The sequence below is a fragment of the Roseospira goensis genome, from assembly GCF_014197795.1.
Classification (GTDB): domain Bacteria; phylum Pseudomonadota; class Alphaproteobacteria; order Rhodospirillales; family Rhodospirillaceae; genus Rhodospira; species Rhodospira goensis.
Map to the genome: position 1 here is coordinate 169,552 of NZ_JACIGI010000003.1, position 23,316 is coordinate 192,867.

At 70.2% G+C, this 23,316-nt stretch carries 20 protein-coding genes; 4 read left to right on the forward strand and 16 right to left on the reverse strand.

Features of this window, described 5'->3' with window-relative positions; translation table 11 throughout:
* Nucleotide 1: 1 nt before the first annotated feature.
* The 4 genes from GGD88_RS02775 to GGD88_RS02790 all read right to left on the reverse strand — a co-directional run bounded on the left by GGD88_RS02775 (nt 2) and on the right by GGD88_RS02790 (nt 3,483).
* Entirely contained in the window at nt 2-640 is a 639-nt protein-coding gene (locus GGD88_RS02775; RefSeq protein WP_184431470.1) for a MotA/TolQ/ExbB proton channel family protein, read from the reverse strand.
* A gap of 21 nt (nt 641-661) precedes the next feature.
* The gene (locus GGD88_RS02780) at nt 662-1,129 is read right to left on the reverse strand and encodes a Tat pathway signal protein (protein ID WP_221236969.1); all 468 of its coding nucleotides are present in this window, start codon (nt 1,127-1,129) and stop codon (nt 662-664) included.
* Nucleotides 1,130-1,332: 203 nt separating this feature from the next.
* Nucleotides 1,333-2,412, reverse strand: coding sequence for a hypothetical protein (locus tag GGD88_RS02785; protein WP_184431472.1), 1,080 nt, complete (start codon nt 2,410-2,412; stop codon nt 1,333-1,335).
* Between the two features lie 132 nt (nt 2,413-2,544).
* A complete protein-coding gene (locus GGD88_RS02790) occupies nt 2,545-3,483 on the reverse strand; it encodes an HAD-IIA family hydrolase (RefSeq protein ID WP_184431474.1) in 939 nt (312 codons plus the stop codon).
* Nucleotides 3,484-3,672: 189 nt separating this feature from the next.
* Between GGD88_RS02790 and GGD88_RS02795 the strand changes: the two genes are divergently transcribed.
* Together GGD88_RS02795 and GGD88_RS02800 are read left to right on the forward strand one after the other, a co-directional pair.
* On the forward strand, nt 3,673-4,902 hold the full coding sequence (locus GGD88_RS02795) for an MFS transporter (protein WP_184431476.1): 1,230 nt from the start codon (nt 3,673-3,675) through the stop codon (nt 4,900-4,902).
* A complete protein-coding gene (locus tag GGD88_RS02800) occupies nt 4,899-5,681 on the forward strand; it encodes a TSUP family transporter (RefSeq protein ID WP_184431478.1) in 783 nt (260 codons plus the stop codon). Before GGD88_RS02795 ends, GGD88_RS02800 begins: the two co-directional genes overlap by 4 nt.
* Before the next feature lie 16 nt (nt 5,682-5,697).
* Here the strand turns inward: GGD88_RS02800 and GGD88_RS02805 are convergent, their stop codons facing one another.
* Both GGD88_RS02805 and glgA read right to left on the reverse strand, forming a co-directional pair.
* Complete coding sequence (locus GGD88_RS02805; protein WP_184431480.1) at nt 5,698-8,187, reverse strand: glycogen/starch/alpha-glucan phosphorylase; 2,490 nt, start codon at nt 8,185-8,187, stop codon at nt 5,698-5,700.
* A gap of 161 nt (nt 8,188-8,348) precedes the next feature.
* Complete coding sequence (gene glgA, locus GGD88_RS02810) at nt 8,349-9,791, reverse strand: glycogen synthase GlgA (RefSeq protein WP_184431482.1); 1,443 nt, start codon at nt 9,789-9,791, stop codon at nt 8,349-8,351.
* 404 nt (nt 9,792-10,195) lie between these two features.
* On the opposite strand from glgA, the gene glgC reads away from it, so the two are divergent.
* On the forward strand, nt 10,196-11,434 hold the full coding sequence (gene glgC / locus GGD88_RS02815) for a glucose-1-phosphate adenylyltransferase (protein WP_246423531.1): 1,239 nt from the start codon (nt 10,196-10,198) through the stop codon (nt 11,432-11,434).
* Nucleotides 11,435-11,543: 109 nt separating this feature from the next.
* On the opposite strand, the gene GGD88_RS02820 is transcribed toward glgC, so the two are convergent.
* The 3 genes from GGD88_RS02820 to GGD88_RS02830 all read right to left on the reverse strand — a co-directional run bounded on the left by GGD88_RS02820 (nt 11,544) and on the right by GGD88_RS02830 (nt 15,578).
* Nucleotides 11,544-12,593, reverse strand: a complete 1,050-nt coding sequence (locus GGD88_RS02820; RefSeq protein WP_184431485.1) for a threonine aldolase family protein — start codon at nt 12,591-12,593, stop codon at nt 11,544-11,546.
* A gap of 14 nt (nt 12,594-12,607) precedes the next feature.
* Entirely contained in the window at nt 12,608-13,951 is a 1,344-nt protein-coding gene (locus GGD88_RS02825) for a TldD/PmbA family protein (protein ID WP_184431487.1), read from the reverse strand.
* A 103-nt stretch (nt 13,952-14,054) separates the two neighbouring features.
* Nucleotides 14,055-15,578, reverse strand: a complete 1,524-nt coding sequence (locus GGD88_RS02830) for a UbiD family decarboxylase (RefSeq protein ID WP_184431489.1) — start codon at nt 15,576-15,578, stop codon at nt 14,055-14,057.
* A 151-nt stretch (nt 15,579-15,729) separates the two neighbouring features.
* Between GGD88_RS02830 and GGD88_RS02835 the strand changes: the two genes are divergently transcribed.
* Entirely contained in the window at nt 15,730-17,553 is a 1,824-nt protein-coding gene (locus tag GGD88_RS02835; protein ID WP_184431491.1) for an HD domain-containing phosphohydrolase, read from the forward strand.
* Nucleotides 17,554-17,643: 90 nt separating this feature from the next.
* On the opposite strand, the gene bfr is transcribed toward GGD88_RS02835, so the two are convergent.
* The 7 genes from bfr to GGD88_RS02870 all read right to left on the reverse strand — a co-directional run bounded on the left by bfr (nt 17,644) and on the right by GGD88_RS02870 (nt 23,013).
* The gene (bfr, locus tag GGD88_RS02840) at nt 17,644-18,135 is read right to left on the reverse strand and encodes a bacterioferritin (protein WP_184431494.1); all 492 of its coding nucleotides are present in this window, start codon (nt 18,133-18,135) and stop codon (nt 17,644-17,646) included.
* Between the two features lie 112 nt (nt 18,136-18,247).
* Nucleotides 18,248-18,523, reverse strand: a complete 276-nt coding sequence (locus GGD88_RS02845) for a (2Fe-2S)-binding protein (protein ID WP_184431495.1) — start codon at nt 18,521-18,523, stop codon at nt 18,248-18,250.
* Between the two features lie 113 nt (nt 18,524-18,636).
* The gene (locus GGD88_RS02850) at nt 18,637-19,287 is read right to left on the reverse strand and encodes an O-methyltransferase (protein WP_184431497.1); all 651 of its coding nucleotides are present in this window, start codon (nt 19,285-19,287) and stop codon (nt 18,637-18,639) included.
* Nucleotides 19,284-20,003, reverse strand: a complete 720-nt coding sequence (locus GGD88_RS02855) for a class I SAM-dependent methyltransferase (RefSeq protein ID WP_184431499.1) — start codon at nt 20,001-20,003, stop codon at nt 19,284-19,286. The genes GGD88_RS02850 and GGD88_RS02855 overlap by 4 nt, the downstream gene beginning before the upstream one ends.
* Complete coding sequence (locus tag GGD88_RS02860) at nt 20,000-20,470, reverse strand: YtoQ family protein (RefSeq protein WP_184431501.1); 471 nt, start codon at nt 20,468-20,470, stop codon at nt 20,000-20,002. The genes GGD88_RS02855 and GGD88_RS02860 overlap by 4 nt, the downstream gene beginning before the upstream one ends.
* Nucleotides 20,471-20,733: 263 nt before the next feature.
* A complete protein-coding gene (locus GGD88_RS02865) occupies nt 20,734-22,368 on the reverse strand; it encodes a lysine--tRNA ligase (RefSeq protein WP_184431503.1) in 1,635 nt (544 codons plus the stop codon).
* Nucleotides 22,369-22,515: 147 nt separating this feature from the next.
* A complete protein-coding gene (locus GGD88_RS02870) occupies nt 22,516-23,013 on the reverse strand; it encodes a CarD family transcriptional regulator (protein ID WP_184431505.1) in 498 nt (165 codons plus the stop codon).
* Between the last annotated feature and the right edge of the window lie 303 nt (nt 23,014-23,316).

Genomic DNA, 23,316 nt, shown 5'->3' on the forward strand with positions numbered 1-23,316 from the left:
CCTACCCCGCCGGATGCACCGGCACCGCCGCCAGGATGCGGCCGGCGTCGTGCTCGATGGCATGGCCGACACGATCCACACGCGCCGCCATCAGGTTGGCGGCGATGGCCGCCGGGATGGCCACCGACAGTCCCGCGGCGGTGGTCAGCAGCGCCTGCCAGATGCCGCCGGCCAGCACGGCGGCATTGGCCGATCCGCCGGCCAGTTCGAGTTCCTGGAACGACTGGATCATGCCGAGAACGGTGCCCAGCAGGCCGAGCAGCGGGCTGACCATGGCGATGACCTCCAGCATGCGCAGGTTGCGGCCCAGCCGGTCCAGTTCGGCGTTGCCCAGGCGCTCCACCTCGGCGGTCAGGGCGACGCGATCCAGACCGGCCGCACGGCCGCGCATGGCCGCCAGCACCACGCGGTCCATGGGCGTGCGCCCCTCGGACAGGGCGCGCTCCGCCGTCTCGCGCTCGCCGCGGCCCCAGGAGACGATGGCGGCCTCGCGCGCCCGGCGCCCGCCCAACACCCCGGCCAACTGAACCGCCTTGAGGATGACCAGCGCGAGCGCGTACACCGACAGCCCGCCCAGGATCACGACGATCGGGCCGCCGGCCTCCACCCCCTCGCGCAACAGGTCGACCACAGCGGTCATGGCGCCCGTCCCTCCCCGCCGCTACAGCACGAAGGGCACGTCGGCGCGCGACGACAGGTCCAGGATGGCGAAGCAGTCCGCGACGCCGCCGCCCTCGGCCTCGCAGGTGGCGATGTCGTGCAGGATCACCTCGCCGATATCGGCGCAGGGCATGTCCGGGATATCGAACAGCTTCAGGGTGGTACGGCGCGACGGCAAGGGCGCGGCGTCGATGGTCAGCAGCCGGTCGATGACGCCGTCGCGGTCGAGGACGGCCAGCGACATCTCGAACCCGGCCAGGGTGACGTCGGTGTCGTTGCGGAACAGGAAGAAGCTGCGGCAGCCGGCCTCGACGCCCTCCAGCTTGTTCAGCTCGGCCAGCAGGCGCCCGGTGTCCGCGCCGTCGCCGCCCGCGTCGCCCGCCTCCTGCGCCGCCCCCGGCGTGCCCCCGATCATCGCTGCCAGCGCCAGCAGCAGCGCCGCCGTTCCCGTCCGGACCGCCGTTCGCATGACCGTCGTCCTCCCCCGCCGCTCCTGGATACGCACCGCGCCGGTCTGCGCCAGCGCCCGGCCCAATGGTCCGGCCCAGTCATCCGGCCCAATCGTCCGTCACAGTGTAGCGAAGGCACCAAGCCGGCCGCAGGCGAAAATGATCCGACCGCGGAAAAACCGGGCCGATCCCACCCGTGACCGGGGCGAGACGGGACCCAGGCTCAGACGTTCAGGTCGGCGAAGGGGCCGCGGTTCAGGGGAGCGAGGATGCTCTTGTAGCGCGCGATATCGCCCGACGATTGCTTCAGGCTGTTCTCGACGGCCGTGAACTGGCGCCGGGTCTCGTTCTCGATCGCCGCGATCTCCTGCTCCTCGGTGCCGCGGAGGGTGGCGATCTCGCCGGTGACCTGCTCCTTCTCACGCGTCAGCCGGTCGACGATCGGGGTGATGCGACTGCCAATGTTGGCGAGATTGAGCGAGACCTCCTCCAGCGCCGACTCGGCCTCCGCCACCGCCGCACTGGCGGCGTCGAGGTCGGTGAAGCCGTCGTAGAACCATGCCGGCATCAGGCCGATGCCGCCCTGTTCCAGCGTACCGGTGAAGCTGTCGGTGCCGTCCAGCGTGAACGAGATCGACTCGCCATTCACCGCCACGGCGCTGATGCGGTCGCTGTCGTGTCCGATCGTACCCTCCAGTTCCTCGCCGCCGGGGTCGGTGACCGCCTGCATGAGATTGACCGTGGGTTCGTTCTGGTAGGTCGTGCCGTCCGAGTCGCCGGTGCCGACGAGGTTGAACGAGGACCCCGCGTAGAGCCCCTGGAACTCCAGATCGACCCCGAAGTCCTCCACCTGGAGCGTTTTGACGGCCGGCGCCAGGGTCTCGGGATCCGGCCGGCCGAGCAGGTTGTAGGCGTCGGCATAGCGGTCCGCGACCTTGTTGATCTCGGTCAGCGTCCCATTGAACTGCGCGGCGTAGAAGTCCTTGTGGTCCGGGTTGCGCTCGGCGCTCGACAGGATCACGCGCAGGTCCAACAGGAGCTGGCGGATCTCCTTGACCTGGGTCTCGCCGTTCTCCACCGCCACCTGGATATCCTCGGCGTCGCTGAGGCGCCCGGCCACCGATCCCAGGCGGGCGTTGAGCGGATCGAGGTCCGATTGGTAGGCGAGCTGAACCGCATCCGTCTTCTTGCGCATGTCGGTATACATGCGCTCGGCGATGCGAGTCGTCGACAGGCTGGAGGTGGAGGTGGGGAGCAGCGAGCCGCCTCCGAGCAGCGAGCCGCCTGCAAGCGCGGTGACCATGGGTCTTCTTCCCAATCCCTCGGCGTCAGGATCCGGCCCCGCCCCGGTCCTGGGACGGTAGATCGGACTGGCCAGATTGTACCATGGCCGCGGCGCGCTGGGGACTCGATTCGGGACGCCGCGCCGGCCGGCTCAGGCGGCCTCGGCGGCCGGCGCGATGGCGCCCGCGATGAAGTCCGGCCACAGCCCGCTTTCCGCCAGCCGGCGCGCCGTGTCCTGGCCGTGCAGCAGGCCGCTTTCGACCAGCAGGCACCGCAGCCCCGCCCCGCGGGCGCCCAGGATATCGGTGTGCGGGCTGTCGCCGACCATCAGGACCCGGTCCGGGGCCACCCCGGGCAGGCGGGCCTTGAGCAGGGCGTAAAGATCCGGGAAGGGCTTGCCGAGGAAGTGGACGGACACGCCGTGATCGCGCGCGGCCGCCAGACCGAGGGCGCCCGGCTCCAGGGTCAGGGCGCCGTCGTAGGGACAGGTCACGTCCGGGTTGGGGATGATGAGGGGACGCGGCCGGCGCGCCATCAGCGCCCGGAACAACGCCAGGTCCGCTGGGTTCCAGTGGAAACAGTCCACCAACACGAAGCCGTCGAGGCCGTCCCAGTCCTCGGGGCGGCTGTCGGCCAGGGCCTCCACCACCGTCAGGGCGGGAAAGCGGGCGACCAGCTCGCGCGGGTGGATGGCGATCACGCCCCAGCCGGCGCCCCCGCCCACGGCCACCAGGGCCTGCGGCAGCAGGTCGCGGCCGGAGACCACCTCGTCGGGCCGGATGTCGAGGCCGCGGCGGTGCAGGCCGGTCGCCACCCCCGCCGGTTCGTGGGTGACGTCGTTGGTCAGGACGAACAGGGGCAGCCCGCGCCGTCGCACGTCGGCGATCGCCGCCGCGGCCCCCGGCAGCGTGTGCCCGCCGGTGTGCAGCACCCCGTAGGCATCCAGCACCACCGCCGCGATGTCGGTGCCGTCGAGCACGGCGGCGAGGCCGGAGACCCGGCGGGGCCGCACCGGCGGCGGCGGCGCCGGCAACCAGGCCCCGGCGCGAAGGTAGGTCTCCCAGGCGGCGTCGAAGCCTTGGGTGAGCATGGCGCGGTCCGTTCGGTCGAGGATGGGTTCAGGGTGACGGGTCCAGGGCGTTGCCGCGGGGCACGCGGCGCCCTGGATAGCCGGCCGCCGGCGGACTGTCCAGCCGGCGCGGCGGCGGGGCCGTGGACGGTCGGCCCGACCGCCTGCTAGACAGAGCGAACCTCCGACTCACCAACCCGGACGCCCGCCGTGCCCACCGCCCCCGTCGCGCCCGCCCCCGCCGGGCTGGCGCGCAGCCTGCCCGTCATCGTCGGCGCCACCACCCTGGTGCAGGCCCTGGTCACCCTTGCCACCCTGTGCGTCGCGACGCTGGGGCCGGCCATCACCGGGGCGCTCGGCGTGCCGCCGGAGATGGTCGGCTACCAGATGAGCCTGGTCTACATCGCGGGCGCGGTCTCGGCGGTGCTGGCCGGGGGAACCGTGACCCGCCACGGCGCCGGGCGCAGCAGCCAGCTCGCGCTGGCGCTCGGCGGGGCGGGCTGCGCCCTGGGGGCCGCGGTCGGCACCCTGTGGGCGCTGGTCCCGGCCTCGCTGCTGATCGGCTGGGGCTACGGTATGACCAACCCGGCGTCGTCGCACGTGCTGTTCCGCTTCGCCCCGGCCACCCGCCGCAACCTGATCTTCTCGCTCAAGCAGACCGGCGTCCCGCTGGGCGGCGTCCTCGCCGGCCTGATGCTGCCGGCGCTCAGCGTGGCCTTCGGCTGGCGCGCCGGCCTCGCGGTGATCGCGGCGCTGGCCCTCGGCGCGGCGGCGGCGCTCCAGGCGCTGCGGCCGGCCTGGGACGACGACCGCCGGCCGGATGCACGGCGCCGGGGCCGTGCCTTCGGCGGGCTGGGCCTGGTGTGGGCGCATCCGCCGCTGCGGGCGCTGGCCCTGATGACATTCTGCTTCGCCGCCGTGCAGCTCTCCCTCACCACCTTCCTGGTCACGCTGCTGGTCGAGGGGCTGGGCCGCTCCCTGGTGCTGGCCGGCATTGTGGCGTCGCTGGTGCAGGTCGCCGGCGCGCTCGGCCGCGTGTTCTGGGGCTGGCTGGCCGACCGGCTCGGCGGCGGTCTGCTGACGCTGGCCCTGATCGGTGGGCTGTCGCTGGGCTGCGCCGCGATCACCGGCCTGATGACGCCGACCTGGCCGACCTGGACGGTCACGGTGGTGCTGGCGCTGTTCGGCCTGTCGGCCATCGGCTGGAACGGCGTGTTCCTGGCCGAGGTGGCGCGGCTGTGTCCGCCCGGCCAGGTCGGCGCGGCCACCGGCGGGGCGCTGTTCTTCACCTTCGGCGGCGTCGGCGTCGGGCCGGCGCTGTTCTCCGCCCTGGTCCCGCTGCTGGGCGGCTACGCCGTCACCTTCCCGGCCATCGGTCTGTTCGCGCTGACCGGCACGGTCCTGATCTGGCGGGCGCGCCGGCTCGCGGGCGGCCCGTGACCGGCTGGGACCTGGCCCTGGACCTGGCCCTGCCGGACTACACCGCGCCGCAATGGGCGGTGATGACGGTCGCCTTCCTGCTCGCGGGTCTCATCAAGGGCGCCATTGGGTTCGGCGTGCCGATCGTCGTGATCTCCATACTGACCCTGGTGCTGCCGGTCAAGGACGCCATCGCCCTGTCGGTCCTGCCGGCGTTCGCCGGCAACCTGGCGATGATGCGCGAGGGCGGCCGGGTGCTGGAGATCCTGGGCCGGTTCTGGCCCCTGCTGCTGACCAAGGTGGCGGGCATCGCCCTCGGCGCCGCCATCCTGGCCAGCGTGCCCACGGACGCGCTCCTGCTGCTGCTGGGCGGGGTGATCGTGACCGCCTCGCTGCTGGGCGAACGCCTGCCCCGCCTGCGGTTGCGGCCACGCCAGGAAAAGGTTGCTGGCGCCGTGCTGGGCGCGCTCACCGGACTGCTGGCCGGGACCACCACCATCTTCGGTCCGCCCATCATCCTCTACATGACCGCATTGCGTCTGGACCGGGCCACCTACGTGGCGGCCATCGGGACTCTGTGGTCCCTGACCAACGTGCTGACGCTGGTGGCCTTCGGTGCCGCCGCGGTGCTCACCCTACCGCTGGCGCTGGCCTCCCTGGCCATGGCGCCGGTGCTGCTGGCCGGCTACCCGCTCGGCCGGCGCATCCGCGAGGCCGTGGACGACCGCCTGTTCCGACGCCTTGTCATGGCCGGGCTGCTGGTCTCGGGCGGCCGCCTGATCCTGATGGCGCTGCTCTGATCGGCGCCCGGCCCGGTCAGAGCGTGGCCGTCAGGTCCATCGGCTCGACGCCCCAGATGTCGCGTGCATAGGTGTGGATGGAGCGGTCCGACGAGAACGTCCCCATGCGGGCCACGTTCAGGATGGCCTTGCGGGCCCAGGCATCCGGATCCTGGAACAGCTCGTCCACCCGGTTCTGGGCCTCCACGTAGGCCGCGAAGTCGGCCAGCACCATGTACTGGTCGCCGCGTTCAAACAGGGTTTCCCCGATCGCGTGGTAACGGTTGACCTGCTGCGGGTTGAAGAACCCGGAGGTGATCATGTCGACCACCCGCTTCAGATCCGGATTGCCCTCGATCACCCTCCAGGGATTATAGCCGCGGCGCTTGGTCTCCATCACCTGCTCGGTGGTCAGGCCGAAGATGAAGATGTTGTCGTCGCCGACCTCTTCCTTGATCTCGATGTTGGCGCCGTCGAGGGTCCCGATGGTCAGCGCCCCATTGAGCGCGAACTTCATGTTGCCGGTGCCCGACGCCTCGGTGCCGGCGGTGGAGATCTGCTCGGACAGGTTGGCGCCCGGGATCGTGATCTCGGCACTTGAGACATTGTAGTTGGGCAGGAACACGACCTTGAGCAGGTCGCTCACGCTGCGGTCGTTGTTGATGGTCAGGGCGACGTCATTGATCAGGCGGATGATCTGCTTGGCCAGATAGTATCCGGGCGCCGCCTTGCCGCCGATGATGACCGTGCGCGGCACCGGGGCCGTCACCCGGCCCTCGCGCAGCAGCACGTAGCGGTGGACCACGTGCAGAACGTTGAGGAGCTGGCGCTTGTACTCGTGGATCCGCTTGACCTGCACGTCGAACATGCTCGCCGGATCGACAACGAGTCCGGTCTGGCCGGCGATGTGCGCGCCCAGGCGTTCCTTGTTCGCCAGCTTGATGGCGTTGAAACGCTCCCGGAAGGCGGCGTCCTCGGCCATCGGCTCCAGGTCGCGCAGCGCCATCAGGTCGGTCTTCCAGGCCTCCCCGATCGCCTGGGAGATCAGGGCCCCCAGCTCCGGGTTGCACTGGAGCAGCCAACGCCGCTGGGTCACCCCGTTGGTGACGTTGACGAACTTGCCCGGATACATCTCGTCGAACTCGGGAAACACCTTCTCGCGCAGCAACCGCGTGTGCAGCGCGGCCACGCCGTTGACCCTCTTGCTGCCGACGATCGCCAGGTGGGCCATGCGGATGCGCTGGGTTTCCTCGTCCACCAGCGACATGCGCCGCAGCACGTCCATCTCGCCGGGGAAGCGGAACCGCACCTGCTGCAAGTGGTCGTGGTTGATCAGGTAGATGATCTCCAGGTGACGCGGCAGCACGTGCTCCAGCATGCCGATGGGCCAGGTCTCCAGCGCCTCCGGCAGCAGGGTGTGGTTGGTGTAGCAGAAGGTCTCGCGGGTCACGTGCCAGGCCTTGTCCCAGTCCAGCCCGTGCACGTCCACCAGCAGGCGCATCATCTCCGGCACCGCCAGGGCCGGGTGGGTGTCGTTGAGCTGGATGGCGATCTTCTTGTGCAGGGTCGACATGTCGCTGTGGACGCGCAGATACCGCGCGATGATGTCCTGCAGCGACGCCGAGACGAAAAAGTACTCCTGCTTGAGGCGCAGTTCCTGGCCCAGGACGGTGCTGTCCATGGGGTAGAGCACCTTGGACAGCGTCTCCGAGGTGGTCTTGTCCTTCACCGCTTCGATGTAGTTGCCCTCGTTGAAAAAGCGCAGGTCGAAATCGTTGGTCGCCCGCGCCGTCCACAGGCGCAGGTTGGAGATGATCGGGCTGTCGTAGCCGGTGATCTTCAGGTCGGAGGCCACCGCGTTGATATCCTGGGTGTCCACCCATTCGCAGCGCTCGCGGCCCTGCTCGTCCCGGAAGCAGACGATGCGGCCGTGGAAGCGCACCGGATAGGCCACGCTATGGCGCACGAACTCCCACGGATTGCCCCGGCGCAGCCAGTTGTCCGGGTGCTCCACCTGCTGGCCGTCCTCGATGGTCTGCGAGAACATGCCGAACTCGTAGCGGATCCCGTAGCCGTGACCCGGATATTGATGGGTCGCCATGGAGTCCAGGAAGCACGCCGCCAGCCGGCCCAGGCCGCCGTTGCCGAGCGCCGGGTCCGGCTCCTCCTCGGCCACCGTGTCGAGATCCTGGCCGAGCGACTCGAGCGCCTCGCGCACCGTGTCGGTCAGGCCGAAGTCGACCAGGTGCTTCATCAGGCGGCGGCCGGTCAGGAACTCCATCGACAGGTAGTAGATGCGCCGCGTGTCCTGGCCGTACTGGGCGCGACTGGTGCCCATGCCGCGCTCCGACAGGATGCCCTTGATCATGTGCGCCAGCGCCATGAACCACTGCCGCGTGCCGGCCGAGCGCGGGTCGTGTCCCACCACGCGCACCATGTACGAAATGAGGCCGCGCCGGATGCTGTCCGCATCGTGCATATTGACGCGGAACTCGCCCTCAAGGGCTTCCTTCACCAACTGATCCATGGTCGCCCGCCTTCGTGTTCGTGGCTTGTGGTTCGTGGTCCGCGTCGTGGGCGCGGGCCGGACCCGTGCCCGCAGCACCGGTCACCCGTCTTGGTCGCCCGTCTCGGTCACCCGTCTTGGTCACCCGTCTCGCCCCTCGTCGGCGCGCCGCCGCCTGGCCGTCAGTCGGCGTGCAGCACTTCGCCGTACAAACCCAGGTACTCGCGCGCCACCCGGTCCCAGCTATGGTCCAGCGCCATGCCGGCGCGCATCGCCGTTTGCCAGGCTTCGCCCTGGCGGTACAGCGCGATCGTTCTGCGCACCGCGCCGATCAGACTGCTCGGGTCCGGGTGATCGAACACGATGCCGGTCCCGGCGGAGGCCTCGTCGACGTCGATCACCGTATCCGCCAGACCGCCGGTGCGCCGCACCACCGGAACCGTCCCATACCGCATGGCATATAGCTGCGTGAGGCCGCAGGGCTCGAACCGTGACGGCACCAGCAGCGCGTCCGCGCCGGCCTGGATGCGATGCGACAGCCCCTCGTCGTAGCCGATTCGCGCCGCCACGCTGTCCGGCATCGCCCCCGCCGCCCCGCGCACATGCCATTCCAGCCCCGGATCGCCCGATCCCAGAATGACGATCTGGCCCCCACTGTCCACGATCGTGGAGATCACCGCCAGAGCAAGATCAATGCCCTTCTGTTCCACGAACCGACTGACCACCCCGAACAGCGGCGCATCCGGCCGTTGGGCCAGACCCATTTCGCGCTGGAGCGCCGCCTTGCAGGCCGCCTTACCGCTCAGGTCGTCGTGATGGAACGGCGCCGCGATATGGGGGTCCGCCGCCGGATCCCAGTCCGCCTGATCGACTCCGTTGAGGATGCCCTGAAGGCGCGACGCCCGACTGGACAGGAGACCGTGCAACCCTTCGCCCCCCATCAGGGTTTGGATTTCGCGCGCATAGGTGGGACTGACGGTGGTCAGGAACTGGCTGTAGTACAGACCCGCTTTGAGATAGGAAACGTGGCCGTAGAATTCGAGACCCTCGACCGAGAACATCCAGTCGGGCAGGCCGATCATGGGCAGAATCTCGCGGCCGAAGATGCCCTGATAGTGCAGGTTGTGGACGGTGAACACCGTGGCCGGGCGCTTCACACCCCAGAGCCACAGATAGGCCGCCGTGAGGCCCGCCTGCCAGTCGCTGGCGTGCACGACGTCCGGCGCCCAGTCGGGCAACGCCCCCTGCGCGGCCACCATGGCCCCGATGCGACCCAGGAGGGCAAAGCGCAGGAAGTTGTCCGGCCAGTCGTGGCCGTACTCGTCGAGGTATGGCCCGCCCGGCCGCTCGAACAGGGCCGGGCAGTCGACGAGCAGAAGCTCGCGCTCACCGTCCGGCTCGCGCGCCGGCACCAGACGGGCGCGGATGTTGGGCAGGACCTCGCCCAGGCTGCGGGCCGGGCCGGTGACTTCGACGCGGTCGAGCAGGCCGCCATAGGCCGGCATCAGGATGCGCGCATCGACGCCAAGGCGGCCGAGAGCCACGGGCAACGCCCCGGTGACGTCGGCAAGGCCGCCGGTCTTGATGAGCGGATAGGCTTCCGAGGCCACGAACAGAACGCGCATCGAGGGGTTCCCGCAAAGTGTGAGTCGGTGCGCGGGACCTTACCCGTCCGACGACGGGAAGCAAAGCCTTGGCTGCGGGCGCGACCCTCGCCGCCGACACAGCACCGCGGCTGTGTCGCGCCGCCCCCGCACGGCATCCGGCCCGTCATATTCCGTTGATTGATCGACCATCATGCTCATGTAATTGTCCGACCCGAATCGGCGCCGGCTCCCGCCGCCCCGCCGCGCCGCCCAGCCCCACCGCCCAGCCCTACCGCCCAGCCCTACCGCCCAGCCCTACCGCCAAGCCCCGCCGTCATCGCCAAGGAGCGCACGCAATGGACGACAAGACCCCCGGGCCGACCTCCCGCTACGGCCATGCCGTGGCCGACGAACTGGCCTTTGCCGCCGACGTCAATCGCGCGATGCGCGGCACCCTGGCACTGGTTCTGGCGGGCGGACGGGGCAGCCGGCTGCGCGATCTGACGGACAAGGAGAGCAAGCCGGCGGTGCCGTTCGGCGGCAAGTACCGCATCGTCGACTTTCCCCTGTCCAACTGCATCAACTCCGGGCTTCGGCGGATCTGTGTCCTGACCCAGTACAAGGCGCATACCCTCATCCACCACATCCAGCGCGGTTGGGGGTTCCTGCGCTCGGAGGTGGGGGAGTTCGTCGAGCTGTGGCCGGCCCAGCAGCAGACCGCCGCCGGCTCCTGGTACCAGGGCACCGCCGATGCCGTATTCCAGAACATCGAGCGCATCCAGGCCCACGGGGCGGAGCACATCCTGGTGCTGGCCGGCGACCACGTCTACCGCCAGGACTACTCCAAGCTGATGGCCTCCCACCTAAGGTCGCAAGCCGACGTCTCGGTGGCCTGTATCGAGGTCCCGCGCCTGGACGCCACCGCCTTCGGCGTGGTCGACGTGGATGATCACGACACCATCACCGGCTTCCTGGAAAAGCCCGCCGATCCGCCCTGCATCCCGGGCCAGCCCGACCGGGCCTTCGCCAGCATGGGCATCTACCTGTTCCGGGCCGACTTCCTGCTGAAGGTGCTGGAGGAGGACGCGCGCGACCCCGCCTCCGCGCGCGACTTCGGCAAGAACATCCTGCCCAGCCTGCTGGGCAAGGCCCGCATGGTGGCGCACCGGTTCGAGGAGAGCTGCGTCTACCCGCCGCACTCGCGCGACGTGCCATACTGGCGCGACGTCGGCACCCTCGATGCCTATTGGGCCTCGAACCTGGACCTGGTGGCGGTCACCCCCGACCTCGATCTGTACGATCCGGCGTGGCCGATCTGGACCTGTCAGGTGCAGCGCCCCGGCGCCAAGTTCGTGTTCGACGAACCGGACCGCCGCGGCATGGCCGTGGACTCGGTGCTGGCGGCGGGCTGCATTGTCTCCGGCGGCGCCGTCAGCCATTCCCTGCTGTTCCACGACGTGCGCGTGAACTCGTACTCCCGGGTCAAGGACAGCGTGCTGCTGCCCGAGGTCGACATCGGCCGCCACGCCCGCCTGACCAAATGCATCGTGGCGGCCCGCACCCAGATTCCGAGCGGCCTGGTGGTGGGCGAGGATCCCGAGGAGGATGCCAAGCGCTTCCTGGTCACGGAGGGCGGCGTGACTCTCATCACCCAGGACATGCTGGACAGGCTGGACCTGTAGGCCCGCGCCGGCCGCGCAGGCGCCCACGCCGGAGCGTGGGCGCGAGACGGGGGTTTTCTCGGTCCCACGCTCCCGCGTGGGCGCCGGATGAAGGCAGATCGGGACGGCCTCACGCCCCGGCCGGTGCCACCGCCAGGTCGCGCGCCCGGGCCACCACGGCGTCGACGTCCTCGGGCCGGCTCTGGAAGCTGGTCACGAACCGCACCATGTCGGCGTGTTCGGACGGCCAGTCGCCGAACAGCACCCCGGCCGCGCGCAGCCCCTCGGCCAGCCCCGGCGGCAGCACCGGGAACACCATATTGGCCTCGACCGGATCGGGCACCGTCACCCCCGGCACGGCCGCCAGCCCCGCCCCCAGGCGGCGGGCCATGGCGTTGGCATGGGCGCCATGGCGCAGCCACAGGTCATCGTCCAGCCAGGCCAGGAGCTGGGCCGAGACGAAGCGCATCTTGGACAGCAGGTGGCCGGCGCGCTTGCGCCGTTCCGCGATGTCGGTCGCCAACTCGGGCCGGAAGACCACCACCGCCTCGGCCGCCCAGGCCCCGCTCTTGGTCGCGCCCAGGCACAGCACGTCGACGCCGGCGCGCCAGGTCAGATCCGCCGGCGCGCAGCCCAGCGCGGCGACCGCGTTGGCGAAGCGCGCCCCGTCCATGTGCAGCGCCAGGCCATGGCGGCGGCAGACGTCGGCCACGGCCGCGACCTGTTCGACCGTGTAGACGGTGCCGCACTCGGTCGCCTGCGTGACGCTGACCGCCGCCGGGCGGACGCGATGCACCTTGCGGTAGCCGGTGCGGCGGATCGCCGCATCCACCGCAGCCGGGTCCAACCGTCCGGCGCCCCCGGGCACGGCGACCAGCTTGGCCCCGCCGGTGAACATCTCCGGCGCCCCGCACTCGTCGGTGTTGATGTGGCTGTCCTCGTGGCAGATCACGGCGCCGAACGGCGGCACGAGTTGCGCCAGGGCCAGCGCGTTGGCCGCGGTGCCGGTGACGACCGGAAACACGGCCACCTCGGTCTCGAACACCGCCGCGAGGCGGGCGGTCAGCCGGTCGGTCCAGGGGTCGGCGCCATAGGGCGCGGCCGTGCCGGCCGCGGCCGCCGCCAGGGCCGCGGTGATTGCGGGGGCGGCGCCGGTCACGTTGTCGCTGCGGAAATCCATGACCCGCCCGCCCGTCACTGGCCCGCGACGGTCATGCCGTCGACGCGCACCGTCGGGCTGTCGGTGCCGTAGCGCAGCACCAGGTCATCGGCCGGCGTCAGGGCGGCGAACATCTGCGGCAGGGTGCCGGCGATGGTGCATTCGCTGACCGGGTGGGTGATCTCGCCGTTCTCGATCCAGAAGCCGGCGGCGCCGCGCGAATAGTCGCCGGTGATCATGTTGACGCCCTGCCCCACCAGCTCGGTGACGTAGACCCCCTCCTTGATGTCCGCGATCAGGTCAGCCGGACTGGCATGACCGGGCTCCAGGTACACGTTCGAGGCCCCCGGGTGCGGCGCCGACCCGGGACTGCGGCTGGCGTGTCCGGTGCTGTCCAGGCCCAGTTGGCGGGCGGCGCGCAGGTCGAGCAGCCAGGTCGTCAGGCGACCGTCGTCGACGAGGGCGCGGCGCAGCGTCGGCAGCCCCTCGGCGTCGCAGGGCCGCGACTTCAGGCCGCGGTGGCGGTGCGGATCCTCAATGATCGACAGGCCCGCCGGAAACAGGCGCTCTCCCATGCGATCCTTCAGGAAGCTGGTGCCGCGGGCGATGGCCGAGCCATTGATGGCGCCGAGCAGATGCCCGACCAGGGAGCGGGCCACGCGCGGGTCGAACACCACCGGCACCTTCACCGTGCGCGGCCGGCGCGCCCCCAGCCGGCGCACCGCACGCTCGCCCGCGCTGCGTCCGACCTCGGCCGGATCGCGCAGGTCCTCGCGGAACACGGCGGCGGTGTAGTCGTAGTCCCGCTCCATGCCGTCTCCGCCCGCGCCGGCGATGACGCTGGCCGCCAGCGAGCAGCCGGTGCGGGCATAGGAGCGGGCGAAGCCGTTGCTGGCCGCCAGCGCCACGGTGGTCAGGCTCCAGCCGGCCTCGGCGCCCTCGGAGTTGGTCACTCCGGGCACCGCGCGGGCGGCGTCCTCGGCGGCGCGCACCATCTCGGTGAGTGTTTCCGCCGACGGCTCGACCGGATCGCGGCTCTCGATGTCCGGCAGATCGCGGGCGAGCTGGTCCGGGTCCGCCAGACCGCAGTACGGGTCCTCCGGCACGGTGCGGGCCAGGGCCACGGCCCGGTCGACCAGATCCTGCAAGGCCTGCGGCGAGCGGTCGGCACTGGAGACGATGCCCTGGCGCCGGCCCACGAACACGCGCAGGCCGATGTCCCCCCCCTCGGCCCGCTCCAGGCGTTCCAAAGCGCCCAGGCGCCAGGCCACGGACACCGAGACCCCGTCCACCAACACGGCATCGGCGGCGTCGGCCCCGGCGGTGCGGGCGCGGGCGATCAGGTCTTCGAGCAGGGCAAGGGTGTCGGCCTCGGACATGCGGCAGGTCTCCGGTTGGGCTGGGCGGGGCGGGAACGAACGGGCGGATGACGGGCGGGGTGGAACGACGGGACAGGACAGGACAGGACGGGACGGGACAGCGCTAGCGCCAGATCGGCGCGCCGGAGCCGGGCAGGCCCAGGCTGTCCCATTTCGCGGTCACGCGGTCGATGATGGCATCGGTCATGCGGATCTTCTGGCCCCAGTCGCGATGGGTCTCGGGCGGCCACTTGTTGGTCGCATCCAGACCGATCTTGCCGCCCAGGCCGCTCTCGGGGCTGGCGAAATCCAGATAGTCGATGGGCGTGCCCTCCACCACGGTGATGTCGCGGGCCGGGTCCATGCGGGTCGAGATGGCCCACATGACGTCTTTCCAGTCGCGGGCGTCAACGTCGTCGTCCACCACGATCACGAACTTGGTGTACATGAACTGGCGCAGGAAGGACCACACCCCCATCATGACCCGCTTGGCATGGCCGGGGTACGCCTTGCGCATGCTGACCACGGCGATGCGGTAGGAGCACCCTTCCGGCGGCAGCCAGAAATCCACGATCTCCGGGAACTGCTGGACCAGGAGGGGAATGAACACCTCGTTCAGGGCCTCGCCCAGGACGCTGGGCTCGTCCGGCGGCCGGCCGGTGAAGGTGGACAGGTAGATGGGCTTGCGGCGCATGGTGATGGCCGAGATCCGGAACACCGGGAACGGCTCGACCGCGTTGTAGTAGCCGGTATGGTCGCCGTAGGGCCCCTCGTCGCCGAACTCGTCCAGCATGACGTGGCCCTCCAGCACGATCTCCGCCGTGGCCGGCACCTTCAAGGGGACCGTCTTGCAGTCCACCAGATCCACCTTGCGGCCGCGCAGCAGGCCGGCGAACTGGTACTCCGACAGCGTGTCCGGCACCGGCGTGACGGCGGCCAGGATGGTGCCCGGATCCGCCCCGAGCACCGCCGCGGCCGGCAGTGGCGCGCGCTTCTCGGCGGCCCAGCGGCGGTAGTGCTGGGCACCGCCGCGGTGCTTCAGCCAACGCATCAGGGTGGTATCGCGCCCGGTCACCTGCATGCGGTAGATGCCCAGGTTGAAGGCATCCTCACGCCGGCCGCCCTTCTGCGTCGCCTGCGGTCCCTGGGTCACCACCAGCGGCCAGGTGATGAGCGGCGCCGGCTCGCCCGGCCAGCAGCTCTGCACCGGCAGCCGGCCCAGGTCGATGTCGGCGCCCGTGAGCACCACCTCCTGGCACGGCGCCTTGGAGACGGCGCGCGGCTTCATCGCCATCACCGTCTTCAACAGCGGCATCATCTCCAGCGCCTCGCGCCAGCCGCCGGGCGGCTCCGGCTGCTTGAGGAACGCCAGGGTCTCGCCCACCTCGCGCAACTGCGCCGGCGTGCGGTCCATGCCCCAGGCCACGCGCTCGACGGTGCCGAACAGGTTGACCAGCACCGGCATGTCGAAGCGCCGGCCGTCGTCGCCCACCACGGTTTCGAACAGCACCGCCGGTCCGCCCTCCGCCAGCAACCGGGTCTGGATCTCCGTCATCTCCAGAACCGGGGACACGGGCGCCTCAACACGGAATAGGCGACCGTCCCGGGACAGACGATCCATGAAATCGCGCAGGGACTCAAAGGGCATGCACACTACTCCAGTCTGACGGAGATCGAACACGGCGGGACAAGCCACCCTGAACCGGGCGTTTTCCTTACCACTGGATCGGTCGCGCTGCTATCCTGTCTCCTGACACATGCGCCGGGGGCCGGGTGGTGTGTTCGGCAGCGGGGACGGTATGAGGAGCACCGAACGGGTATCCACGCAGGCGATGGCGCCCGAGGCGACCGCCCCGGACGCGACGTCCGACGGCGGCCGCGCAGACAGCCGGGCGGACATCAGCGAAGACCACCTGCGGCGGCTGATTCGGACCGGCATCGCGCTGTCGGCGGAGCGGGACCACGCCACGCTGGTGGAACGCATCCTGCTGGAGGCCAAGGCGATCGCCCGCGCCGACGGCGGCACGCTCTATCTGCGCGACCCCGACCGCAACACGCTTAGTTTCGACATCATCCGCAACGACAGCCTGCGGGTGGCGATGGGCGGCACCACCGGACGGCCGATCGCCTTCCCGGTGCTGCATATGCGCGACCCCGACAGCGGCGCCCCCAACTACGGCAACGTCTGCACCGCCGCCGCGCTGACCGGGCGCACGATCAACACCGCCGACGCCTACGAGCCCGGCGAGTTCGATTTCTCGGGTCCGCGGAAGTTCGACGCCAGCACCGGCTACCGCTCCAAGTCCTTCCTGACCATCCCGCTCAAGAACCACGACGACGAGGTGATGGGCGTCCTGCAACTCATCAACGCGCAGGACGAGCAGGGCCGTGTCATCCCCTTCTCGCCCCAGATCCAGAGCCTGGTGGAAGCGCTGGCCGCGCAGGCCGCCGTGGCGCTGGACAACCAGCACCTGATCGGTTCGCAGCGCGCCCTGCTGGATGCCCTGGTCCAGGTTCTGGCCGGCGCCATCGACGCCAAGTCCCCGTACACCGGCGGCCATTGCGAGCGCGTGCCGACCATCGTCAAGCTGCTGGCCGAGGCGGCCTGCACGACCGACAGCGGTCCCTACGCCGATTTCGGCCTGACCGAGGCCGAGTGGTACGAACTGCACGTGGCGGCCTACCTGCACGACTGCGGCAAGGTCACCACGCCCGAATACGTGATGGACAAGGCCACCAAGCTGGAGATCATCCACAATCGCATTCACGAGATCCGCACCCGCTTCGAAGTCCTGCGCCGCGACGCCGAGGTCGCCTACTGGCGCGCCCGCGCAGAGGGCACCGATCCGGCCGCCGCCGAGGCCGCGTTCGCCGCCACCGTCCGGGAGCTGGACGACGACTACGCCTTCATCGCGCAATGCAACATCGGCGGCGAGTTCATGTCGGCCGAAGACATGGCCCGGGTCCGACGCATCGGCGAGCGCACCTGGGTGCGGCACTTCGACCGCACGATGGGGCTGTCCTGGCAGGAACGGGAGCGCGCCGCCGCCAGCCCGCCGCCGCCGGCCCCGGCGGTCGAACCGCTGCTGTCGGACCGCCCCGACCATCGGGTGGACGGCTACGACTTCGGCGAGGTCTACAATCTGTGCATCAGCCGCGGCACCATCTCCCCCGAGGAACGGGACAAGATCAACGACCATATCGTGGTCACCCAGCGCATGCTGGCGCAGATGCCGTTCCCGCGCCACCTCGCCCGCGTGCCGGAGATCGCCGGCAATCATCACGAGAAGATGGACGGGACCGGCTATCCGAACGGCCTGACCGGCGACCAGATGTCGCCGCTGGCCCGCATGATGGCGATCGCCGACGTGTTCGAGGCCCTGACCGCGGCCGACCGCCCCTACAAGCGGCCCAAGACACTGAGCGAAAGCGTGCGCATCCTGGCGTTCATGGCGCGCGACAACCACGTCGATCGGGCGCTGTTCGAACTGTTCCTGACGTCGAGCGTCTACCTGGCCTACGCCGAGACGTTCCTGCGACCCGACCAGATGGACGCGGTGGACATCCCGGCCATGCTGGCCCTGGCCCGCGGCGACGGGCCGAACCGGCCGGGGTCCGGGTAACGGACCCTGCACCGCGATCCGGCCCCCGTGGCATCCCGGGATGGCATCCCGGGATGCCACGGGATGGCACCTCGGGATCGCACCGCCGGATCAATCCTCGCTGTCGCCCTCGCCGCCGAACATCTGCTGCTGGAGATAGCCGCTGGCACCGACCTGCGCGATCAGGTGCATCTGGCTTTCGAGCCAGTCGATGTGCTCTTCGGTGTCGGACAGGATGTGCCGCAGCAGGTCACGACTGACGAAGTCCTGCACCGCCTCGCAGTGGGCCACCCCCTCGACCAGGGTGGCGCGGGCGTCATATTCGAGCGTGAGATCGCTCTCCAGGCACTCCGGCACGGTCTCGCCGATGCGCAGAGTCTTCAGATCCTGAAGGTTGGGCAGTCCTTCGAGAAGCAGAATGCGCTCGATCACCATGTCGGCGTGCTGCATCTCCTCGATGGACTCGTGATAGACGGTGTCGGCCAGCCGCAGGAATCCCCAGTTCTTCATCATGCGGGCATGAAGGAAGTACTGGTTCACGGCGGTCAGTTCGTTGGTCAGGACGCTGTTGAGCCGATCAATGACGGACTTGTCGCCCTTCATCCCCTTCTCCCCCACATGGTCATGATCCGGATACGGCGGAGCGCCCGCGGCCCTCGTCGGCCCGGGCGCCCCTTGCGTGACCCATGCCATGTGGGGCCGGTCGTCCCGCGTGTTAAGGGGACGACGTGACCTCCGAGGGGCCAGCTTCGAGCCGGTGATCCGGCCCGCCGACCTCGCCGACCCCGCCGGCATGGCCGGGCAGCGGACAGGCAACCGGTGGCCCCGCCCCCTTCTCCGCCCGGATCAGGGCCGCGATGCGCGGCACGCAGCGGGCGCATTGGGGGCTCTCGCCACAGCTCTGGAACACCTTGGCGACATGGCGCGCGCCGCCCTGGATGGCCGTGCGCACGTGTCGTTCGTTCAGGCCCCTGCAATTGCAGATGTACATGGTCGGCGCCGTTCCGTCGGTCCCGTCGTCAGTGTTGCCCCATAGTATGGGGCGTGCGCCCTCTTTCTGCAAATGCAAGTCAGTATTAATTCCATGTTATCGAGTCCACGTCATCACCGGCGGCGCACCAGCATGAGGCCATCGCGGATCGGCAGCAGGCACGAATCCACCCGCGCGTCGTCGCGGATCTTCAGCGTCAGGTCGCGCAAGGCCACCGTGTTGGCGGTCGTGTTCGCGGGGTCGGCCACCGTCCCCTTCCACAGCATGTTGTCGAGCGCGATCAGGCCGCCGGATCGGACGAGCTGGAGGGCCTGCTCGTAATAGCCGTCGTAGCCCTCCTTGTCGGCGTCGATGAAGGCCATGTCGAAGGTGCCGGCCTGACCCTCGGCGATCAGCATCTCGACCCCATCGGCGGCGGGGCCCACGTGCAGGTGGATACGGTCGTTCATCCCCGCCCGGCCCCAATGCCGGCGGGCGATCTCGGCGAAGTCGGGGGAGTCGTCGAAGGCCCGCACCTCGCCGCCGGGCGGCAGCGCGTAGGCCACGGCGAGCGCGCTGTAGCCGGTGAAGGTGCCGATATCGAGCGCCCGTCGCGCCCCCACCAGCCGTGCCAGAAAGCCGAGCAATGCCGCCTGCTCCGGGCTGCTGGCCCAGTGCGCGGTCTCCATCGCCTCGGTCTCGGCCCGCAGCGCGGCGAGGGGCGCCGGCTCGTCGATCCCGACCCGGCGAACATAGTCGGTCACGGCATCGGACAGGTCCATCATCGGGCGTCTCCCTGGTTCGGGGGCGAAGGGGGCCGGACGCGGTAGACCGCGGTCTCGCGGACCAGGCGATCCTCCAGCTCCAGCGTGGTGGCAACGGCATAACGCGCCAGGAGTTCCAGCCCGTCCCGCGGCACATGCGCCCGCCCGGGGTCGGCCAACAGCACCACCGCGCCCGCGGCCGCCTGCGCGCGCAGGAAGCGCGCGGCGCGGTCGGCCATCGGCTGTTCGTAGCACACGTCGCCGGCCAGGATCACGGCCCAGCGACCGGGCGCGGCGCCACCGGCGGGCGCATCGGCGGCCGGAAGCAGGTCGACCACCGACGCCACCACCCGATCCGCCACCCCGTTGAGCGTGGCGTTGAGGGTCAGCGCCTCGGCCGCCATCGGATCGGTATCGGCACCGGTCACGGCGTCCGCCCCGGCCCGCGCCGCGGCGATACCGGCGATGCCGCAGCCGGAGGCCAGGTCCAGGACCGAACGGCCGCGCACCAGTTCCGGGTCGTCGAGCACATGACGCGCCAGCGCCTGCCCCCCCGGCCAGGCGAAGGCCCAGAACGGCGGCGCGACGCCGCGCTCACGCAACAGCGCCTCGCTGGCCTGCCACAGCGGCGTGATCTCGGTCGCCAGGTGCAGGCGCAGGTCCGGCACGTGCGGTGGCGCGGCGACGGTGGTCCAGGTCCGGATGAAACGGCGCCGCGCCGCCGCGTCCAGGGTCACCGCCCGGGCAGCCGGCCGGTCTGCACGTAGGCCAGCACCTGTGCCACCTGGGCCGGCGTCTCGCACACCGCCAGGGCGGCAGCGTCGACCTCCTTGAGGGCATGGGTCAGCTCGGGCGGATGCATGACGATCACCGGCGTCCCGAGCGCCGCCGCGTAGCCGGCATCGAAGGCGGCGTTCCATTGCCGGTACTTGTCGCCGAAGCGGACCACCACGATATCGGCCTGTTCGATCAGCACCGTGGTGCGGATGGCGTTGATCTTGGCGCCCTTGTGGTCGCGCCAGAACGGGAGGTCCTCCTCACCCAGCAACACGACGCCGCAGTCATCCGAAGCGCCGTGGTCGGTGACCGGGCCGGAAAAGTCGATGCGCAGGCCGGCGGTCTCGCACGCCGCCATCACCTGGTCGCGCCAGTCGGTGTGGATCTCGCCCGACAGGTAGACGGACAGGTCGCTGGGTCCGAGCATGGCACCCCCCTCCCTAGCGCCGATAGCTCGAAATCGGAACCACCGGGGTGGGGCCGATTTCGAGCGTGAATCGGCGCGATCTGTTGGTTTCAGAGCGGAACGCCCGAATTCGAAATCACCATGCGATTCCGTATTCGGGCGTTCCGCTCTATGGTTGGCCGGATCACGGTGCCCGCGAGCATGCCGGAACACCGCCCGTCCGGCAACCGCGTCAGGTCAGCCGCCGGTCGGCGGACACCGCGCCGGCGCCGCGCCGCACAGGATCAGATGGCCAGGTCGTCGCCGGCGATCGCGCGGTCCAGCAGGGCCAGGGTCTCGTCGCGGCCGTACAGGGCGATGAACGAGCCCATGCGCGGCCCCTGATCCTGCCCCAGCAGGATCTGGTACAGCGCCTTGAACCAGCTCTTGAGGTCGCCCAGGGTGTCGGCGTGCGCCTTGCCCACCTCGTAGACCAGGGTCTGGAGATCCTCCGCCCCCGCCTCCGGCGGCGCCTCGGCCAGGGCCGCGCGCAGATCCTCCAGCGCGCGCGCCTCGGCCGCCGTGGCGGTCCGGTAACGCTTCGCCGGCCGCACGAAATCCCGGTAGTAGGCGATGGCGTGCCCGACCAGACCGTCCAGGATCGGCGCCGTCTCCGGCGTCGCGCCCGGCGCATAGCGGCTGATGTAGTGCCACAGCACCGCCGGATCCTCGGAATGGCATACGTTGGCCAGGTTCAGCAGAATGCCGAACGAGAGGTGGGCCTCCTCACGCGGCGGCCGGCCGTTGTGAATGTGCCAGACCGGGTTGTTGAGGCGGTCGCGCGACGCCTGACCCTCGAACTTCTCCAGGTGGGCGAGGTAGTCGTCCACGTTGCGCGGAATGACGTCGAAGTACAGCTTCTTGGCCGCCCGCGGCTTCTGGTACATGAACAGGGCGAGGCTTTCGGCGTTGGCGTACTTCAACCAGTCCTCGACCGCGAGGCCGTTCCCCTTCGACTTCGAGATCTTCTGGCCCTTGTCGTCCAGGAACAGCTCGTACGTCAGGTTGACCGGCGGCTCGCTGCCGAGAATGCGGCAGATCCGGCTCGACAGGCGCACGCTGTCGATCAGATCCTTGCCCGACATCTCGTAATCGACGCCCAGCGCGTGCCAGCGCGTGCCCCAGTCGGCCTTCCATTGCAGCTTGCAGCGCCCGCCGGTCACCGGGGTCTCGACGGCGCGCCCATCCTCGTCCCGATAGACGATCGTGCCGGCGTCGGGGTCGGTCTCCAGCACGGGAACCTGGAGGACACGGCCCGTGTTCGGGCACACCGGCAGGAACGGCGCATAGGTGGCGCGGCGCTCCTCGCCCAGGGTGGGCAGAACCACATCCCGGATGGCATCGTAGTGACGCAGCACGGCCCGCAGGGCCGCGTCGAACCGGCCCGAGGTGTAGCACTCGGTCGCCGACTGGAACTCGTACTCGAACCCGAAGGAGTCCAGGAACGCCCGCAGGCGGGCGTTGTTGTGGTGCCCGAAGCTCTCGTGAGTCCCGAAGGGGTCGGGGATGCGCGTCAGCGGCTTGCCCAGGTGGGCGGCCACCAGCTCCTTGTTGGGGATGTTGTCCGGGACCTTGCGCAGCCCGTCCATGTCGTCCGAGAACGCGAACAGCCGGGTCGGGATGTCCGGCGCCAGAAGCTGGAAGGCGCGCCGCACCATGGTGGTGCGCACCACCTCGCCGAAGGTGCCGATGTGCGGCAGCCCCGACGGCCCGTAGCCGGTCTCGAACAGCACGTAGCCCTTGGCGGGCGCCTGCCCTTTCAGGCGTTCGTCCAGGATGCGCCGGGCCTCCTGGAAGGGCCAGGCGTTGCTCTCGCGGGCGGCGGCACGCAGGGCCTCGTCCGCGGCGGGCACGGGATCGGACAGCGACGACTCGGGCATTGCGACGGTTTCCTGAACAAGGGCAGGCGGACGGGGGGCGCTGGGGCGGACGGCAGCCTGCGACCCCCCGACCCCAAAAGACAAGCCGCGCCGTCGGCGGACGGCGCGGCGACGCGCGGCGGACCGGACCCGGGCGGCAGGCCGGGGTCAGGCCGCCGAGAGCAGTTTCTCCACCTTCTGGGTGGCGGCGTCGGCGTCGATGGACTCGATGGCCGCCAACTCGCCCACCAGACGCTCCAGCGCCTGCTCGTAGATCTGACGCTCGGAGTAGGACTGCTCCGGCTGCGTGGCGCCCCGGAACAGATCGCGGACCACCTCGGCGATGGAGACCGGGTCGCCGGAGTTGATCTTCTGTTCGTATTCCTGCGCGCGCCGGCTCCACATCGTGCGCTTCACACGCGCCCGCCCCTTCAGGGTGCTGAGCGCGGTCTGCATCTCCTGCTTGGTGGAGAGCTTGCGCAGGCCGGAGGTGGCCGCCTTGGCGACCGGCACACGGAGGGTCATCCGTTCGCGCTCAAATGAAATCACATACAATTCCAGGTCCATGCCGCCGATCGCCTGGGTCTCGACCGCTTCGATCAAGCCCACGCCATGGGTCGGGTACACAACATGATCTCCAACAGAAAACGGCGCCTTTTTGCTCATGGTCTCACTCTTCAAAAAACGAACGGGTCCGGTGCCCCTCGGCACGCACTCGACCGGGACTCAAAGCCAAGCCTCAAGACCGGGGCCCGCGCCCCCGCGCCCCTGTCCCCGCGCCCCTGTCCCCGCGCCCCTGTCCCCGCACCCCTGTGAACCCCCGGTCGGGGACACGGCCCTGACACGGCACCCCATGGCCTCCGCACACACACCCAGAGACCGTCCGACCCTTGGTTCTGCGGATGAAACGTACGACACTCCCGCCACGCGGCCGAGTCGCCCCCTCGGCCGCCCCTCGGGGGCGGCGCC

Coding starts and splice junctions, on each gene's coding strand:
- bfr (WP_184431494.1), bottom strand. CDS start 18,135: ATGAAGGGCGACAAGTCCGTCATTGATCGGCTCAACAGCGTCCTGACC.
- GGD88_RS02775 (WP_184431470.1), bottom strand. CDS start 640: ATGACCGCTGTGGTCGACCTGTTGCGCGAGGGGGTGGAGGCCGGCGGC.
- GGD88_RS02865 (WP_184431503.1), bottom strand. CDS start 22,368: ATGCCCGAGTCGTCGCTGTCCGATCCCGTGCCCGCCGCGGACGAGGCC.
- GGD88_RS02870 (WP_184431505.1), bottom strand. CDS start 23,013: ATGAGCAAAAAGGCGCCGTTTTCTGTTGGAGATCATGTTGTGTACCCG.
- GGD88_RS02785 (WP_184431472.1), bottom strand. CDS start 2,412: ATGGTCACCGCGCTTGCAGGCGGCTCGCTGCTCGGAGGCGGCTCGCTG.
- glgC (WP_246423531.1), top strand. CDS start 10,196: ATGCGCGGCACCCTGGCACTGGTTCTGGCGGGCGGACGGGGCAGCCGG.
- GGD88_RS02805 (WP_184431480.1), bottom strand. CDS start 8,187: ATGGATCAGTTGGTGAAGGAAGCCCTTGAGGGCGAGTTCCGCGTCAAT.
- GGD88_RS02860 (WP_184431501.1), bottom strand. CDS start 20,470: ATGCTCGGACCCAGCGACCTGTCCGTCTACCTGTCGGGCGAGATCCAC.
- GGD88_RS02830 (WP_184431489.1), bottom strand. CDS start 15,578: ATGCCCTTTGAGTCCCTGCGCGATTTCATGGATCGTCTGTCCCGGGAC.
- GGD88_RS02790 (WP_184431474.1), bottom strand. CDS start 3,483: ATGCTCACCCAAGGCTTCGACGCCGCCTGGGAGACCTACCTTCGCGCC.
- GGD88_RS02845 (WP_184431495.1), bottom strand. CDS start 18,523: ATGTACATCTGCAATTGCAGGGGCCTGAACGAACGACACGTGCGCACG.
- GGD88_RS02835 (WP_184431491.1), top strand. CDS start 15,730: ATGAGGAGCACCGAACGGGTATCCACGCAGGCGATGGCGCCCGAGGCG.
- GGD88_RS02825 (WP_184431487.1), bottom strand. CDS start 13,951: ATGTCCGAGGCCGACACCCTTGCCCTGCTCGAAGACCTGATCGCCCGC.
- GGD88_RS02850 (WP_184431497.1), bottom strand. CDS start 19,287: ATGATGGACCTGTCCGATGCCGTGACCGACTATGTTCGCCGGGTCGGG.
- GGD88_RS02780 (WP_221236969.1), bottom strand. CDS start 1,129: ATGCGAACGGCGGTCCGGACGGGAACGGCGGCGCTGCTGCTGGCGCTG.
- GGD88_RS02820 (WP_184431485.1), bottom strand. CDS start 12,593: ATGGATTTCCGCAGCGACAACGTGACCGGCGCCGCCCCCGCAATCACC.
- glgA (WP_184431482.1), bottom strand. CDS start 9,791: ATGCGCGTTCTGTTCGTGGCCTCGGAAGCCTATCCGCTCATCAAGACC.